General features: G+C 31.1%; 12 protein-coding genes. All 12 read left to right on the forward strand.

Features of this window, described 5'->3' with window-relative positions:
• The first annotated feature begins 47 nt into the window (after window positions 1–47).
• The 12 genes from IC174_RS02455 to IC174_RS02510 all read left to right on the forward strand — a co-directional run bounded on the left by IC174_RS02455 (window position 48) and on the right by IC174_RS02510 (window position 17,021).
• Window positions 48–746, forward strand: a complete 699-nt coding sequence (locus tag IC174_RS02455; RefSeq protein WP_227434383.1) for a response regulator transcription factor — start codon at window positions 48–50, stop codon at window positions 744–746.
• A gap of 285 nt (window positions 747–1,031) precedes the next feature.
• Window positions 1,032–2,120, forward strand: coding sequence for a hypothetical protein (locus IC174_RS02460; RefSeq protein WP_227434384.1), 1,089 nt, complete (start codon window positions 1,032–1,034; stop codon window positions 2,118–2,120).
• Between the two features lie 180 nt (window positions 2,121–2,300).
• Window positions 2,301–3,557 (forward strand): serine hydroxymethyltransferase, encoded by a 1,257-nt coding sequence (gene glyA, locus IC174_RS02465; RefSeq protein WP_227434385.1) that lies wholly within the window; start codon window positions 2,301–2,303, stop codon window positions 3,555–3,557.
• A gap of 356 nt (window positions 3,558–3,913) precedes the next feature.
• Window positions 3,914–5,515 (forward strand): GGDEF domain-containing protein, encoded by a 1,602-nt coding sequence (locus IC174_RS02470; RefSeq protein WP_227434386.1) that lies wholly within the window; start codon window positions 3,914–3,916, stop codon window positions 5,513–5,515.
• A gap of 103 nt (window positions 5,516–5,618) precedes the next feature.
• Window positions 5,619–7,097 carry a GGDEF domain-containing protein gene (locus tag IC174_RS02475; RefSeq protein ID WP_227482073.1) on the forward strand — a complete coding sequence of 493 codons (1,479 nt, stop codon included), beginning with the start codon at window positions 5,619–5,621 and terminating at the stop codon, window positions 7,095–7,097.
• Window positions 7,097–8,386 (forward strand): GGDEF domain-containing phosphodiesterase, encoded by a 1,290-nt coding sequence (locus IC174_RS02480; RefSeq protein ID WP_227482074.1) that lies wholly within the window; start codon window positions 7,097–7,099, stop codon window positions 8,384–8,386. The genes IC174_RS02475 and IC174_RS02480 overlap by 1 nt, the downstream gene beginning before the upstream one ends.
• A gap of 36 nt (window positions 8,387–8,422) precedes the next feature.
• The gene (locus tag IC174_RS02485) at window positions 8,423–10,069 is read left to right on the forward strand and encodes a peptide ABC transporter substrate-binding protein (RefSeq protein ID WP_227482075.1); all 1,647 of its coding nucleotides are present in this window, start codon (window positions 8,423–8,425) and stop codon (window positions 10,067–10,069) included.
• Window positions 10,070–10,096: 27 nt separating this feature from the next.
• Window positions 10,097–11,053 carry an ABC transporter permease gene (locus tag IC174_RS02490; RefSeq protein ID WP_227482076.1) on the forward strand — a complete coding sequence of 319 codons (957 nt, stop codon included), beginning with the start codon at window positions 10,097–10,099 and terminating at the stop codon, window positions 11,051–11,053.
• Window positions 11,037–12,032, forward strand: a complete 996-nt coding sequence (locus IC174_RS02495) for an ABC transporter permease (RefSeq protein WP_227482077.1) — start codon at window positions 11,037–11,039, stop codon at window positions 12,030–12,032. The genes IC174_RS02490 and IC174_RS02495 overlap by 17 nt, the downstream gene beginning before the upstream one ends.
• Entirely contained in the window at window positions 12,010–13,014 is a 1,005-nt protein-coding gene (locus IC174_RS02500; protein WP_227482078.1) for an ABC transporter ATP-binding protein, read from the forward strand. Before IC174_RS02495 ends, IC174_RS02500 begins: the two co-directional genes overlap by 23 nt.
• On the forward strand, window positions 12,998–13,978 hold the full coding sequence (locus IC174_RS02505) for an ABC transporter ATP-binding protein (protein WP_227482079.1): 981 nt from the start codon (window positions 12,998–13,000) through the stop codon (window positions 13,976–13,978). Before IC174_RS02500 ends, IC174_RS02505 begins: the two co-directional genes overlap by 17 nt.
• A gap of 268 nt (window positions 13,979–14,246) precedes the next feature.
• Window positions 14,247–17,021, forward strand: coding sequence for a calcium-translocating P-type ATPase, PMCA-type (locus IC174_RS02510; protein ID WP_227482080.1), 2,775 nt, complete (start codon window positions 14,247–14,249; stop codon window positions 17,019–17,021).
• Window positions 17,022–17,151: the final 130 nt, after the last annotated feature.

The raw sequence follows: 17,151 nt of genomic DNA on the forward strand, positions 1-17,151 counted from the left end.
ACATCTTACTTTTTTGTACATCATTAAGCTAAAAGGGAGGAATTCTCATGAGAAGAGCACTAATAATAGATGATGAAGAAGCTGTTTTAAAAATAATAACACATTTTATAGAGATGAAAGATATGCCAATAGAAATTGTTGGGAGAGCAACTTCTGGTGACGAAGCAGTAGAAAAGATAATTAGTTTAGAGCCAGATATAGTATTTATAGACATTCAGATGCCGATATATAATGGGTTGGAAGTAATAGAAAGAACATCTCACATATCTAAAAAAATAAAATTTGTGGTAATAACTGCCTTTGATTATTTTGAATATGCCCAAAAAGCTTTAAGATTAAATGTAAAAGATATACTTCTTAAACCACTAGACTTGAAGGAGTTTACTAGGTCTGTAGAAAAGATTATTGGTTATCAGTATACTAGCAATGATTTGTTAAATGAAATACTAGAGTATATAAATTTAAATTATAGTGAGGATTTAAAATTAAATGATTGTGCTAAATTATTTTTAACTAATCCATCCAATATATCTAGGATTTTTAAAAGTAATTTGAATACTACCTTTATATCATATTTAAATCATATACGAATAGAAAAATCTATAGAATTGCTTGAAAATACAAAAAAAAGTATAAATGAGATTGCGGAAATAGTTGGATACAACAGTCTAAATAACTTTTATAAGAATTTTAAGATAGAAAAAGGGATGACACCCAAAGTTTATAAATTGAATATTAAAAATTGAAATTGATAAATAAAAAGTCAATATAGATAATTGTTTGAAAATGTCTGGATAAGTATACTTTAATTAATAACAAAAATTAAAGCGCTTTAAACATATTTAATAACATTGAACCTTATAAAAGATGTACCTATATATATAAAAAAATATATATAAATAAAAATTAAAAAATATACAAAATAAAAAAAGTGAATTAAATATTATTCCAAAAAGACAGAATATTCATTTAAATTCGCTGTAAATTTATATTTGTTAAAGAAGGTAACTTTATAATGGAGGTAAGTTGATATGTCAGACAAAGTAAATATTAAAAATGTTATCTGTATTGCAGGTGCTTATTTAGCAACAGCAATAGGTTCAGGATTTGCGACTGGTCAAGAAATACTCCAATTTTTTGCATCCCAAGGATATATGGGATTGATTGGAGCATTAATATCGATGGTACTATTCTCATTTCTTGGTGTTGAAGTCATAACAAGGGGGAGAGAGTTAAAACTTAAAGAGCCAACAAGAATTTACACTTTTTATTGTGGAAAGATTCTAGGAAAATTTTATGAATGGTTTAGTCCAATATTTTTATTTGGAATTCTGATAGTAATGATTTCAGGTGCTGGTTCAACTTTAACTGAATATTATGGAATAAATCCTTATTTAGGAAGGGTATTAATGTCTATTGCTACACTAATCACAGTATCCATGGGGCTTGAAAAATTAGTAAATATACTTGGGCGCATTGGACCAGTAATAGCAGTATTTACTATTGCAGTTGGATTAATAAGTTTATTTAAGCACTTAGATGGATTACCTGTTGTTGGAGAGGCAATGAAAAATATTGAAGTTACAAAAGCATCAGGAAGCCCAATAGTTTCAGGTGTAATTTACAATACATTAAATATAATTGTAATGATTGTATTTTTAACAGGTATGGGAGCTTCTGTTGAAAATAAAAAAGATGCTTTCTGGGGAGGATTATTAGGTGGTGTAGTTTTTATGACTGCTGGTATAGTTATGTATCTAGCTATGATTTCAGATATAGGTAACCTGTATATGAAAGAGATACCATCCCTTTATCTAGCAGATAATATATCTCCTATTGTAGGTGTATGTTTCTCAGTTGCACTTATATTAGGTATCTATACAACTGCTGTTCCACTTTTATGGTCTGTGACTAATAGAATTGTTGAAGACAAACACCCTAAATTTAAATTAGTTACAACAGTAGTAGCTATTTTGGCTTGTATTGGTGGCTTTTTACCATTTGGTAAGCTAGTAAATATTTTATATCCATACACAGGTTATATGGGACTTTTAATTTTAGTTTGCATGGTATATAGGGCAATTACATGTAGAGAAAAATCAACTCAAAGTCAGGAATAAATATAGTTAGGGTAATTGATAGTTGAGAAAATTTCTTATTGTAATACAAATTATAAAAAAGTCAAAATAGTTAAATAAATTGCAAATTTTGATAATATAATTAATTAAAATATTATAGTAGAATATAAATAAAAATTAATTAAATTTATAAAAATAATTAAATTAAGAAGAGGTGTTATTATGTTAAAAACAACAAGAATTTCAGACCCAGAGTTATACGAAATTGTAGCTGGTGAATTGGTTAGACAAGAGCATAATATCGAGATGATAGCTTCTGAAAGTACAGCACCAACAGAAGTACTTGAATTAAGTGGATGTGTATTTACAAATAAAACAGAAGAGGGTTATCCAGGAGCACGTTTCCAAGCAGGTTCTGAAGAAGCAGATAAACTTGAAAATCTAGCAATAAAACGTGCAAAAGAAATATTTGGAGCAGAACATGTAAATGTACAGCCTTACTCAGGTTCTACAGCTAACTATTGTGTATATTCAGCAATATTAAAGCCAAATGATACTGTTTTAAGTATGCGTCTTGACCAAGGGGGACACTTAACACATGGTAGTACAGTAAACTTCTTACATGATATTTATAAATATGAATTTTATGGTGTAGATTCAAATACTGGTCGTATAGATTATGATGCTCTTGAAGCGAAGGCAAAAGAGTGTAAACCAAAACTTATAATTGCAGGGGCAAGTTCATATCCAAGATTGATAGATTATGAAAGAATATCAAATGTTGCAAAAGAAGTAGGAGCTTATTTTATGGTAGATATGGCTCATGTTGCAGGTTTGGTGGCAGCAAAAGTAATACCTAGTCCTGTACCTTATGCAGATTTTGTTTCTTCATCTACAACAAAAACTTTCTGTGGACCAAGAAGTGGTATTGTGCTTTGTAAAGCTGAACATGCAAAGAAACTTGATAAAGGTGTTTTCCCAGGAACATTAGGTTCTATACATCTTAACACAGTTGCAGCGAAAACGTTTTCGCTATTGTATTTAGGGACAGATGAGTTTCGTAAAATAATGGAGCAAGTAGTAGTAAATGCTAAAACTTTGGCAGCTGAACTTATTTCTCACGGATTTAGTATAGTAAGTGGTGGAACTGATAATCATATAGTAATGGTTGATTTAAGAAGTAAAAATTTGACAGGAAAGCAGTTTGAAAAGGCTCTTGAATATGTAGGAATAACGGTTAATAAAAATGTTATACCTGATGACCCACAATCACCATTTGTAACTAGTGGCGTTCGTATCGGTCTTACATCAATATCTCAAAGAGGTCTTAAAGAAAAAGAAGTTGTGCAAATAGCAGGAATAATGAATAAGGTAGCAGAAAATATTGATAATAAAGAAGTATTAGATGAATGTAGGGTAGAAGCTCAGGAACTTATAGCTAAATTCCCATTATATCCAGAAGGATATTTTGAAGATTAAGTATATTGATTTATATAGCTCACAACCTATAAAGCCTATAACATAAAACCCAATAATATATAATTATTATAAGGAGATGCCTCAAAATAAAACTTTGAATCATCTCCTTTTTTTGTAGAAAAATAGAAAATGGAATTTCTAAGAACTCCTAATCTATGTAATAATTTAAATGAAAGTTTATTTAAAATCTTAAAAAACTGTGAACCATTGATATAAGAGGAAAATAGGTATGTTATTGCCAACAATGGACAGCAGTATAGTCTATTTAATACTTATGATACACAAATGTAGATCTCATTGTGGAAAGCCTCACTTGTGTGTTATAATGTTGTAAAAAATAAATTTGGAGTAATGCCATGATTGAAAACTACGTTTTGTGTGAAATTGAGGAATTAAAGAGAAAAATACATGAAAACATTAATGTGAACGATGATGTTATTTGTGGGATTTGTGATAAACTGATTTCGATTTCAAAAGAAAGTAAAGATTGGCAAAGTGTGGCTTTTGGACATGTATGGCGTGCCGATTATTATTTCTATGTGGAATCAAATATGAAATGCGTATCAAAAGAGTTGGAGTATGCACAAGAGTATATTAATGAAAAGAATCCAAGTGAATTATTAGAAAAATTTTATGCACTGTGTAGTTTACTTTCTTTAAATTCATATGATAAACAGTCTGCATTTAGATACACTTTAAAAGCATTGGATGTTTCTGAAAGATTAGACATCAGACATCGCATTGGTATAAATTATGGGAATATTAGTGCTTATTATTTGGACTATGAATTATATGATGAAGCACTGTTCTATTTAGATAAATCAATGGAAGTATTGCGTTCTTTGCCAGATACGAAGCCACGTTTTCTGCGAATGCTGTTAATTAATTTCATTAATATATATTTAAAATTAGGTAAGCTTGAATTGATGAAATCAACTATTGAAGAATTGAGTTTACTTCCCTTCGAAGAGAAAGATTTAAAAATATATGTTGATTATGCATATTTGCTTTATTATGCAGAGATACAGAATCAAGAAAAAAGTTTATATTATCTACAGGAAATGCAGAATGATGGACTTATGACTTTTCCAAATCGTGTTTATCTCATAGAATTTTTGATGAATGCATTAGAAGCAATGATATCTATCAAAAACAAAGTAAAATCAAGTGAATTATTACAATCCTTACAAGAGCTAATAAAAGAAGATGAACCAGAGCCTTTATTGAAATTATGTAAATTGAATATTAAGTATTCACAGAAATTTGAGACAAAAAAAGAATTATATTACCATTACCACGAGTATTATGATTTATATTTAAAAGCACAGAATCAAGTAAATCTATTAAAAGTAGAAGGTTTACGTGCAAAAATTGAATTGAATGACACTTATACTAAGTATACTCAATCAAAAAAAGTATTAGAAGAATTATATGACCTTGTAAATTATGATGAATTGACTAATGTATACAATCGTTATTATTTTAATATTAAGCAAGATGAAATTCTCAATAGTAATAGATATACTAATATTGGTCTTGCAATATTTGATATTGATTACTTTAAAGAATACAATGATTATTATGGTCATTTGGAAGGTGATGAAATATTAAAACAAGTAGCAAGTAGCTTGAAAGAAAAGGCAAATGAACAAATGGCAGTCTTTCGCTATGGTGGTGATGAATTTGTTTGTCTTAGCTGGGATTTGAATTTTGAACAAATGGCTGAATATGTTAATCAAGTAAAAGAAGCAATAAAAGAAAAAAGTCTTGAACATATACATTCACGATGTGAAAAAATAATAACATTGTCAATTGGATATGGTAATAAGACAGTTTCAACTAAAGTTGATGTACTTAATTTATTTGATGAAGTAGATAAAGCACTATATGATGTAAAGAATAATGGTAGAAATAATGCTAAATCAATAATTGCTATGGAAGAGGTGCATAATGAATAACTATAATGTAGCACTTGAACAAATTCAATTGCTGATTGATCGAATTCAGTGTCGTTTTGAGCATAATTCTAGGTTTAATAAACACGATTGTGATAGGTTACTAATGATATCAGAACAGTTAAACTACTTCTATGGACAAGCATTGGCTCATGTGTATTTGGCACAATATTTTCAAATGAAATGGGATGTAGATGCTTATAATTTTCATTCAGAGAAGGCAAGAGAAATTGCTGAGAATAAAAATTATTTTGATGTTTTAATTGAATATTTTAAAATAGAGGGCTTGCGAAATGTTACTATTTGTGACGAAATAGCAGCTCTTACTATATATTTAGAAGGAATCCAAATTGCTTATAAAATTAAAGATAAAAAATCATGTGCTATTTTCTATAACAATATTGCTGATATATTTTACACAAGTGGTGTATATAAAATTGCAGAGCAATTCTATACAAAAGCATTAGATGTTATAAAAGATATTCCTATAAAAAGTGTGCTTTTTTATTACAAGTCTATACTTGTGAATCTATTACACCTTTCTTGTGTTCAAGGAGAATTAGATAAAGCCCTGAAGTATCATGAAAAATGTTTAAGCGTAAAATGTGAAGTTGGCATTTTACCTTTATTATTTATGGAAGGAGAAATACGTCTTTTATTATTAGAAAATAAGGAAACAGAAGCGTTACATAAAATAGATAGTTTGATAAATAAGTTGATTAAAAATAAGGAAGAAGCGTTTTTACTGAAATCCATTTATTTATATTTAATGGAATTTTTGCTTTTGTTGAAAAGAGAAGAAGACGCAGCATGGTGCTTAAACCAATTAGACACATTGTATAAAAATACGAATCAAAATATAATGATACAAATTCAAAAATTACATGTTCAATATTCAATTCTATTTGGGCATGAAACTGATGAACTTTATGAAACTTTTTATGAAACCATATTAAAAGGAGAAATGGACAGTAAGATATCAATGGGCGAAAGCTTCAAAAGTCTTCTTTCTCTCTATGAAAGAGAAAAAGAACAGAATCTTATGTTGGAAAAGCAAGTTAGTCTACAAACAGTAGCAGATATAGATGAACTTACAAAAATTTATAATCGAAGATACTGTAGTAAACTTATAAGTAAATTAATCCAAGATGATGAGGTTTTATCCATTGGATATGTTATGGTTGATATCGATTTTTTCAAAGAATATAATGATTACTATGGTCATTTAAAAGGTGATGAGGCAATAAAAGAAGTTACTACTTTATTAAAGAAGAACTTACCAAACAATGCTTTTGCTGCACGATATGGAGGAGATGAATTCACCTGTATATTTGTTGATAGAAGTGATGATGAAATTATTACATTTGTTGAATCAGTTCAAAAAGAGCTGAGAGACAAAAATATTGTACATTTAAAAAGTAAAAATTCCAAACAGCTCACTTTATCTTTTGGGATATATAATGAGATACATATGCATGGTTGTGATGAATTAACTCTTATTAAAAATGCTGATTTAGCCTTATACCAATCCAAAAATAAGGGAAGAAATGTATATACAATTTATAAACAAAGGAGCCAATCGTAATGGAAACGGAAAATAATAGCACCTTAAAGCGTGATATGTATGATACTTCATATATTTTGGAAAAATATTGTAAGATAAAAGGTAGTGATGAAAGATATGCTTTAATACACTTGAACATTAAAAATTTTCGCTATTTTAATACAAAGTATGGAAGTAAAGCAGGTGATGAAATCCTGACATTGGTTTTTCAAAAAATAACCACATTTTTAGAAGAAAGGGAGTACGCTGCATATTTATATGCGGATAACTTTGCTTTTTTAGTAAGGTGTGATGATTCTAACTATCTTATATATGAACGATTGATACCACTAATTGACATATTATATCGTATAGATGATGAGCGGATTTATAGAAATCTTTTTATGTCTATGGGTATTTATGTGATTATTAACCCAGAAGTCTCATTTTATGATGCACTAAATTATGCGAATTTGTGTAGGAAAGAAAGTGAAGCTTTACTTAATAGAAGTTCTTGTATAGAACTTTATGGTGATTCTTTTTATAATAGTTATATGGACCGTATGAAACTGGAAATAGAGACAGCAGATGCATATAAAGGTTATGAATTTGTCACGTACTTACAGCCCAAAATCAGTCTAATAAATGGAAAGGTTATAGGTGCAGAGGCATTACTTCGTTGGTTTGATAAAGATGGAAACAGCATGCCATTATATAAATTTCTGCCTATTTTAAACCAAAATGGCTACATTAAATTAATTGATATTGATACTTTTGAACAAATGTGTCAGTACTTGGATACAAGAATAAAAAACAATCAGAAAGTTGTGCCAATTAGTTTTAATATTTCAAAGTCACATTTTTATGACCCAGGGATTGTTCAAAATTACATTGATGTGTTTGAAAAATATGATATTCCGAAGCACTATATTGAAATTGAATTTATGGAATCAATTTCTTTAAATGATACTGAACGTTTAAAAAAAGTAGTATCTGATTTCAAAGAATATGGGTTTACATGTTCACTAGATGATTTTGGAGATGGTTATTCTTCTTTTAATGTATTACTTAATGCTCATTTTGATATTATCAAGATGGACCGTCAGTTTTTTTTAAATAACTTAAATGGCAATAGTAGTTTAGTAATAAAGACTATTATAGATTTAATTCATTCTTTAAATATGAAAGTAATTGCTGAAGGCGTAGAATCTAAAGAACATATAGAGTCTTTAAAAGAGTATAGATGTGATATGGTTCAAGGTTATTATTATTATAAACCTATGTCAATTGATTCATTTAATATGATATTGGATGTGCAGGATGATTGTTAGGAATTATATGAATTAATTATTTAGAGGGAGAAAAATATGAGATACAAAAAAATTATAACATTATTAGTAGTAGCTATACTTGCACTAAATTTGGTGGCATGTTCCACACCTACTCAAGGAGATGCAACAAAAGGCTCAGTTTTTCAGGGGACTCAAGGAAAAGAAATGGTAACGTTAAATGTTACATCTGAGCCAACAGAATTGAATCCAATGAGAATGAGTGATACTATTGCACAAAGTATTCTCTATCATTGCATGGCTGGATTCACAAAGTTGAATGAGAAGGATGAGCCAGTAGCTGATTTAGCAGAACGTTGGGATATAAATGATGCGAACACTATTTATACAATGCATCTAAGAAAGGATGCAAAATGGTCAAATGGAGACCCAGTAACCGCGAATGATTTTTACTATTCCTGGGTGACACAGATGACGCCTTCTACTGGAAGTATATTTGCTTCGTATATATACAAGAATATTAAAAATGGAGAAGCATTTTATAAGGGTGAGATTGACGAATCACAACTTGGGTTAAAAGTATTAGATGATTATACATTAGAAATTCAATGGTCTCATCCAATGACTAATGGCTTGTTTTATTTGTCACAGCCATATTTTTTGCCAATAAATAAAAAGGCTTATAAGGCAATTGGTGATAAACAGTACGCTAAAGAGGCCGATAAAATGGTAACAAATGGTGCATATAAAATAACAGAATGGGTTCATGATGACCATATTACAATGGAGAAAGCTGAAGAATATTATAATGCATCAGAAATTAATATTCCTAAAGTTAAGTTGGTTATGATAGGAGATGCAAATACAAGTTTGAATGCATTTACTGCTGGAGAAATTGATCTTTGTAACCTATATAACGAACAAATTAAACTCGTGGGAGACAAAAGTAAAGATACTATTCAATCCTATATAGATGGAGGTTCTTGGTATTTAAGCTTTAATACACAAAATGAGTATCTTTCTAACATAAACCTAAGAAAAGCACTTGCCTATTCTATTGATGTACAAAGTCTACTTAATAATGTAATTAATGATGGTTCTATAGCAGCCAATGGTCTTGTACCAGGTGTTATAAAAGGTGTTGATGGTAAAAGTTATGCAGAAAAACGTGGTAGCTTATTTAAGTATGACAAAGATAAGGCAAGGGAATTCCTTGACAAGGCACTTCAAGAACTTGGGATAGAAAAGAAAGATATTAAACTTGTATTTTGGACATCAGATACAACATATAATCAGAATCAGGCTGCCTACTTGCAACAACAATGGAAAGAAAATCTTGGACTGGATGTAGAACTGAAATCTACAGCAGTCAAAGCTTTGTCTGAAGCAAAAAGAAATGGTGATTATAGTTTTGCAGTGGATGCTTGGGGTCCTTCTGAGAATGATGCAATTACATTTTTGGAGAACTATACAACAGAAAATATGAACAATTATGGAAAGTATTCCAATCCAAAGTATGATAAGTTGATTGAGGATTCAACTCATGAGAGTGATTCTAAAAAGCGTCAAGAGATACTGATACAGGCAGAAAAAATTCTAATGGATGATATGGTTATAGGACCGATGTATTTTACATGTACTACTTATGCAGTTTCTGACAAACTAGTTGGTCTAGTACGTACACCATTTCAATTCTTTAACGTTTTAAATGCACATATTAAGTAAATAAAAAACATGACAGGAGCAGACAATATGTCTTTACAAATGAGGTATATCGCTAAGCGACTTATTTATGCGGTACTTACTGTATGGGTTTTGATTTCCATTACATTTTTACTGATGCAGATGCTTCCAGGAGACCCTTTTTCTGGACTTAAGGTAATTAATCCTGAGATAAAAGCTTCTTTAGCCACAAAATATGGTCTAGATAAACCTGTATTAGAGCAGTACGGAATATATGTGAATAATTTGATACATGGAGATTTTGGTTCTTCAATTGTTTCTGGTCGTCAAGTCACAGATATTATAGCCCAGGCATTCCCAGTTTCTTTAGAACTGGGAATACGGGCTTTGATTTTTGCAATCATTTTGGGATTTTTGTCAGGTATTATAGCTGCTTTGAAGCATAGGACAAAGTGGGACACATTGATGATGATTTTGGTGCTTCTTGGGGTGTCTGTTCCATCATTTATTATTGGTGCTTTGTTGCAGTATTTTTTTGGAATTGTGCTGTTTCAATTTACTGGTATCCATTTTTTTGCAATTATAGGATGGGGGAGTGAAAATAGCAAGATTTTACCTGCATTTGCGCTAGCTTTTGGCTCTATGGCAAGTATTGGAAGATTAATGCGCTCTAGTATGCTTGATGTACTTGGGCAGGATTATATTCGTACAGCAAAAGTGAAAGGAATCAAGAAAAAAGATATTATCCTTCATCATTGTCTACGCAATGCATTAATGCCAGTGATAACAGTTCTTGGTCCTATGACAGCAGTTCTGTTGACTGGGACATTTGCTGTAGAATATGTATTTTCTATTCCAGGTCTTGGAAAATACTTTGTGGACTCAGTACAGGCCAATGACTATCCAGTGATTATAGGAACAACATTATTTTTTGGTATGTTTCTTGTGTTGTGTAATCTAATCGTGGATATTTTGAACAGCTGTATAGACCCTCGCGTGAGATTAGGAGGTGAGGAAAATAGATAGTAGTAAAAGAGTACTTGTTCATGAAGATTTTTCATCTATTGATGGCTGTAATTCAGATATGACTAATAACGAACAGGTGTATCCCTCTATGAGTTTTGCAAGGGAGACCATATCCATACTACGCCACAATAAAATTGCAGTAGTATCATTTATAATGATACTTATTCTTATGATAGGTTCAGTATTTTTTCCAATATTTTGTAATTTTGATTTTTCATCTCAGAATGTGGCATATGCAAATAACCCCTTTTTTAGTAAAGATATGAGTAGTGGTTTTACTCATATCTTTGGTACAGATAATCTTGGGCGTGATATTTTTGTACGTATCTGGTATGGGACACGAGTATCACTTCTAGTAGCAGGGGTGGTAGCTATCATAGACTGCATAGTAGGAGTAGTATATGGTAGTATTTCTGGATATATAGGTGGTATGGTTGACAATGTAATGATGCGTACATTGGAAATCATTAGTGGAATTCCATACCTTGTTGTTGTTCTTTTACTTATGGCAGTGCTTCCACAGGGAATTGGAACTTTGATTATTGCCTATACCCTTGTAGGATGGACTAGTATGGCACGATTGGTAAGAGGACAGGTGGTTTCTCTTATGGGGAGAGAATTTATAATTGCTGCAAAAATTATGGGAGCAAGTATGGGACGGATTATTTTCTTCCACTTAATTCCTAATATGTTAGGTATTATAATTGTACACATGACATTGAGCATTCCAGGAATTATATTTACAGAAGCATTCCTATCAATGTTGGGAATGGGAGTTCCACCACCATATCCATCATTGGGAATTATGGCAAATGAAGGTGTTGCTGTTTTTCAGACTTATCCAGCAAGGCTTGTAGTGCCAGGATTATTTATTTGTCTGATAATGCTTTCTTTCAATCTCTTGGGAGACCAACTTCAAGATGCTCTAAATCCTAGATTAAGGAGGTCTGCTTATTATGGACGACATTCTAAGAATTAAGGAATTAAATGTATCTTTTGATATGTACGAAGGAACAGTAAATGCAGTTCGAGGTGTATCGCTTTCCATGAACAGTGGCGAGATTCTTGCGTTAGTGGGTGAAAGTGGTTGTGGTAAAAGTGTAATGGCACAGTCAATTTTGCAACTAAATCCTTCACCACCAGCTAAAATTATGGCTGAGGAATTGAAACTTCTCAATTTTGATATTTTGAATGCATCAGAAAAAGAGATGGAACGAATAAGAGGTACTTTAGCAAGTATGATTTTTCAAGACCCTTTGACCTGTTTGAATCCTACAATGAAAATAGGTAAGCAGATTACAGAGTCACTATATAGAAAAGAGAAAATGTCATCATCTGATTGTAAGAAAGAGGCAGTTAGATTACTTGAAATGGTACAGATACCAAATGCTGAACTACAAGCAGAACAGTACCCTCATCAATTTTCAGGAGGTATGCAACAACGTGTAATGATTGCTATGGCTTTGGCATGCAATCCTAAACTACTTATTGCAGACGAACCAACAACAGCTCTTGATGTTACTACACAACTGCAAATCTTGAAATTGATTGCTAAAATTAGAAAAGAGATGGGAACAGCTGTACTTTTGATTACTCATGATTTTGGTGTTGTAGCAAACTTGGCAGACCGTGTAGCAGTGATGTATGCTGGAAAAATTGTGGAAGAAAGTGGTGTGAAAGAACTTTTTAATAGAGCAACACACCCATATACACAGGCACTGTTAAGAACACTTCCTACATCAGGTGTTATAGGGGAACGCATATCTATATTGGGAAGTCCACCAAACTTATCTGATTTGCCAGTCGGTTGTTCTTTTTCAAAGAGGTGTCCATATTGTATGAAGATTTGTTTGAGAGAAGAGCCACCTTTATTTGAGGTTTCAAATAGTCACAGTGCTTCTTGTTGGCGTCTGCATGAAAGTTTTCCAAAGGAGGAATTGGATGATGGAAAAATTACTTGAATTAAATAATGTATCCAAGAGCTTCCCTCTAGGAAGAAAGCGCAAAAATATTGCTGTCAATCATGTGAACCTAACTATTTATAAAGGTGAAACTCTAGGGCTTGTTGGAGAATCTGGTTGTGGAAAATCAACTCTTGCAAGAGTTATTATGGGTGTATATCCATCAAGCGAAGGTGAAATATTATTTCAAGGCAAAAAGTTAGAACTACATAGACAAAGTAGAAGAAAGGCATTTGCACAACATACACAAATGATATTTCAGGACCCATATATGTCTTTAGACCCACATATGACAGTAGAATCTATTATTGCAGAAAATTTGAAGGTTCATGGGATGTTGGATAAAAATACAAGAACACAAAAAGTATATGAATTGTTAGAAATGACTGGGCTTTTGAGAGAACACGCAGGACGTTTCCCACATGAGTTTTCAGGAGGGCAAAGACAAAGAATTAGTATTGCACGTGCACTCGTGGTTCAGCCAGATTTTATTATATGTGATGAACCAGTGTCAGCACTGGATAATTCTATTCAGAGTCAGATTATAAATCTTTTATATAAGTTAAAGATGGAGCTTGGTCTTACTTATCTATTTATTTCACATGACTTAAGCATGGTACGTTATATTTCTGATAGGATTGCTGTGATGTATACTGGTAGAATCGTGGAAATTGGAAATGCTGAGGCGGTTTACAATACACCTTTACATCCATATACACAGATGCTTTTGCGTGCAGTTTTGACTCCAAATCCGAATAGCAGAAATATACTACATGAAGAAGTAGATGTACAAGACGAAGTCAAAATTTTTTCGAATTCTGAAAAAGGATGTCCTTTTGTGGAGCGTTGTCCAGTATCAGCAGAATATTGTAGAAAAGAAATGCCTGAATTATTTGAACATAAACAGAATCATCTAGTTGCTTGCTATATGGCAAGTGAAGGATTTAGCTATTATAAAAAGTAATTTTTTAGTGTAATGATAAATTAATTTTATTTAAAATACATATGCTTTACCTCTTGTACTCAAATTTCTTAAATATTAAAATTTAGAATATTAATTAAAAAAGAAGTAGTAAAAAATAGCTTATAAAAATTCAACAGAGGAGTTGAACTTAAAATTTGATTAGAAAAAAATCAATTTTGAGACAGCTCCTTATTTTTTTTGAAAAGTAATATACAAGCTATCATAAGCATATAATTCTCTATAGATAATTAACAAGGGGGATAAAGTTATGAGGTATTATAATAAACCTACCAAAGAAGTCTTAAAATACTTAAAGACAAATCCAGAAGTTGGACTTGCTGATAATGAGGTAGAAGAGAGGAAGCTTAGATATGGATTAAATGAATTTACGATAAAAGAAGGACGAACATTTTGGGACGAGTTGGGGGAAAGTCTGACAGAACCTATGATATTAATTCTTATAGGAGCAGCAGTAATAAGCTCATTTGTGGGAGAATTGCATGATGCATTAGGTATTTTAGGAGCTATCTTTATTGGTATTTCCATAGGTATAATAACTGAAGGAAAATCTAAAAAAGCTGCTCATGCTCTATCAAAATTAACAGAGAATATAGAGGTAAAGGTACTTAGAAATGGAAAGATAGTTAAAATATCAAAAAATGATTTAGTACCAGGAGATATTGTATATATAGAAACAGGAGATATGATACCAGCAGATGGAAGGCTTATACAATCTATAAATCTAAAGCTTAGAGAAGATATGTTAACAGGCGAATCTGATGATGTAGCTAAAAATGCTGATGCTATATTAGATATGGAGGTAGTTTATTCTAAAACAGAAATAATTGAACAAGATACAATACCCGCAAAACAAATCAATATGGTATTTGGGGGAACTCTTGTAGCATATGGTAGAGGGATAATGGTTGTTACTCATATTGGTGATAAGACAGAGATGGGTAAGATAGCACAGAACTTATCAAATGATGACCAGCAAACTCCACTTCAAATTAAATTAGGTAAGTTAGGTGCTAAAATAGCAGGTATATCAGGTGTAATAGCTACATTATTATGTATGTTTATGATTATACAAATGCAAAGAAGAGGTATGCTAATTTTGGATACAAGCAGTATTTTATCTTTTTTACAATCATTAGAGCCTGCTAAAAATGCATATATGGTTTGTATTGCTTTAATAGTTGCAACAGTACCAGAAGGTTTACCAACTATGATAAATATTACTTTAGCCATAACAATGCAAAAGATGGCAAAGATAAATGCATTAGTAACAAAGAAAGAAGCCTGTGAAACTATAGGTTCTGTCTCTGTAATATGTTCTGATAAGACAGGTACTTTGACACAAAATAAGATGATGGTAGAAGTAGCATATGTTGATGGTAAGTATATAAGTAGTGGAGAATATCAAAGTAATAGTTATTTTGAACAAAACTGTATAGTGAATTCAACAGCTGATATAGAAAAGGAAGACAATTCATTTAAATATATTGGAAGTGCAACAGAGTGTGCATTACTTTTATATCATAACGATAAAAATTATAATGAAATGAGAAAACAAACTTATTTAATATCACAAATCCCCTTTAGTTCAGAAGAAAAGAAAATGTCAACATTAATTCGTCAAGAGGATTCAGATATACTACTTTCAAAAGGAGCTCCAGAAGTATTATTAAAGAAATGTTCTTATGTACAACAAGGAAAAAGTATTGTCCCAATAACTCCTAAAATAGAAAAAGGTATTCTCGATGAAATTAAAAAACTACAAATTAAATCTATGAGAACATTGGGGTTTGCTTATAAAAAGATGACTAAATCTAGAACAGAAGTTGCAATAACTTCAGAAGGAGAATTGAATTTAATCGGAAATCCAAGAGGGTATGAGAAGGAAGAAAATTTAGTATTTAGTGGCTTTGTAGGAATAGTAGACCCATTGAGAGCAGGTGTTAAAGAGTCTATTGATAAGGCATTTAATGCAGGTGTAGATGTAAAAATGCTTACAGGGGATAATATCAATACAGCAACTGCTATTGGAGATGAATTAGGATTATTGAATGATGGTAAAAAGGCAGTTGAAGCAACCTATATAGATGTACTGACAGATGAAGAGTTAAGAGAAGAAATAAAAGGAATATCTATTGTCGCAAGAAGTAAACCAGATACAAAGATGAGAATAGTTTCTGCACTTCAAAAAAGTGGTGAGGTTGTAGCCGTAACAGGTGATGGTATAAATGATGCTCCAGCTCTTAGTCAAGCAGATGTTGGTATCGCTATGGGAATCTCAGGTACAGAAGTATCTAAAAATGCAGCAGATATAATATTGACTGATGATAGTTTTAGTACAATAGTAGAGGGAATAAAATGGGGAAGAGGTATTTATGAAAACTTCCAAAGATTTATACAGTTCCAGCTTACTGTAAATATAGTAGCATTTATAATTGCTATAATATCTCAACTTACTGGTAAAGATATGCCATTTACTACAATACAATTATTATGGGTAAATATAATAATGGATGGTCCTCCAGCTCTTGCGTTAGGATTAGAACCTGTTAGAGATTATGTATTGAAAAGAAAGCCAATAAATAGACATTCTGGAATAATAGCTAGGTCTATGTCTGTGAATATTGTTATAAATGCTATACTTATGATTACAATTGTATTTACACAATCAGCTTTTAATATATTGGGAGCAACTCCAGAAGAACAAGGTACAGTTATATTTTCATTATTTGCATTCAGTGCTCTTTTTAATGCATTAAATTGTAGAGAATTTGGATTAAACAGTACAATACCAAATCTATTTAAAAATAAATTAGCATTACAAGTAATAGTTGTGACAGGGGTGATTCAAATAATATTTACCCAAGTATTCCAAAGTTTCTTCAATTCAGTGTCACTAGGGTTTGATATGTGGATAAAGATAATATTATTCGCATCGACTATTCTATTGTCAAATGAATTTGTAAAATTACTTCTTAGAACAGTAAAAAATAGTAAGAAAGTAAATCTTAATAATAAAAATTAGATTATAAAATTTCGCAAAATCGTATTAATACTACGCTTTTGCGGTTTTATTTGTTTTTGTGTAAGTGATTTCAAAATACTATTTATCACTTTTTTGTATGGTACATTATTATACTTAAAAAGATGATTGA

Origin of the sequence: Clostridioides sp. ES-S-0001-03, assembly GCF_020676075.1 — a bacterium.
In the GTDB taxonomy this organism is placed as follows: Bacteria; Bacillota; Clostridia; order Peptostreptococcales; family Peptostreptococcaceae; genus Clostridioides.

Bases quoted from the DNA above. Each gene is read 5' to 3' on its own strand.
- IC174_RS02485 (WP_227482075.1), top strand. From the start codon at position 8,423: ATGAGATACAAAAAAATTATAACATTATTAGTAGTAGCTATACTTGCA.
- IC174_RS02505 (WP_227482079.1), top strand. From the start codon at position 12,998: ATGGAAAAATTACTTGAATTAAATAATGTATCCAAGAGCTTCCCTCTA.
- IC174_RS02500 (WP_227482078.1), top strand. From the start codon at position 12,010: ATGGACGACATTCTAAGAATTAAGGAATTAAATGTATCTTTTGATATG.
- glyA (WP_227434385.1), top strand. From the start codon at position 2,301: ATGTTAAAAACAACAAGAATTTCAGACCCAGAGTTATACGAAATTGTA.
- IC174_RS02460 (WP_227434384.1), top strand. From the start codon at position 1,032: ATGTCAGACAAAGTAAATATTAAAAATGTTATCTGTATTGCAGGTGCT.
- IC174_RS02490 (WP_227482076.1), top strand. From the start codon at position 10,097: ATGTCTTTACAAATGAGGTATATCGCTAAGCGACTTATTTATGCGGTA.
- IC174_RS02510 (WP_227482080.1), top strand. From the start codon at position 14,247: ATGAGGTATTATAATAAACCTACCAAAGAAGTCTTAAAATACTTAAAG.
- IC174_RS02480 (WP_227482074.1), top strand. From the start codon at position 7,097: ATGGAAACGGAAAATAATAGCACCTTAAAGCGTGATATGTATGATACT.
- IC174_RS02475 (WP_227482073.1), top strand. From the start codon at position 5,619: ATGATATCAGAACAGTTAAACTACTTCTATGGACAAGCATTGGCTCAT.
- IC174_RS02455 (WP_227434383.1), top strand. From the start codon at position 48: ATGAGAAGAGCACTAATAATAGATGATGAAGAAGCTGTTTTAAAAATA.
- IC174_RS02470 (WP_227434386.1), top strand. From the start codon at position 3,914: ATGATTGAAAACTACGTTTTGTGTGAAATTGAGGAATTAAAGAGAAAA.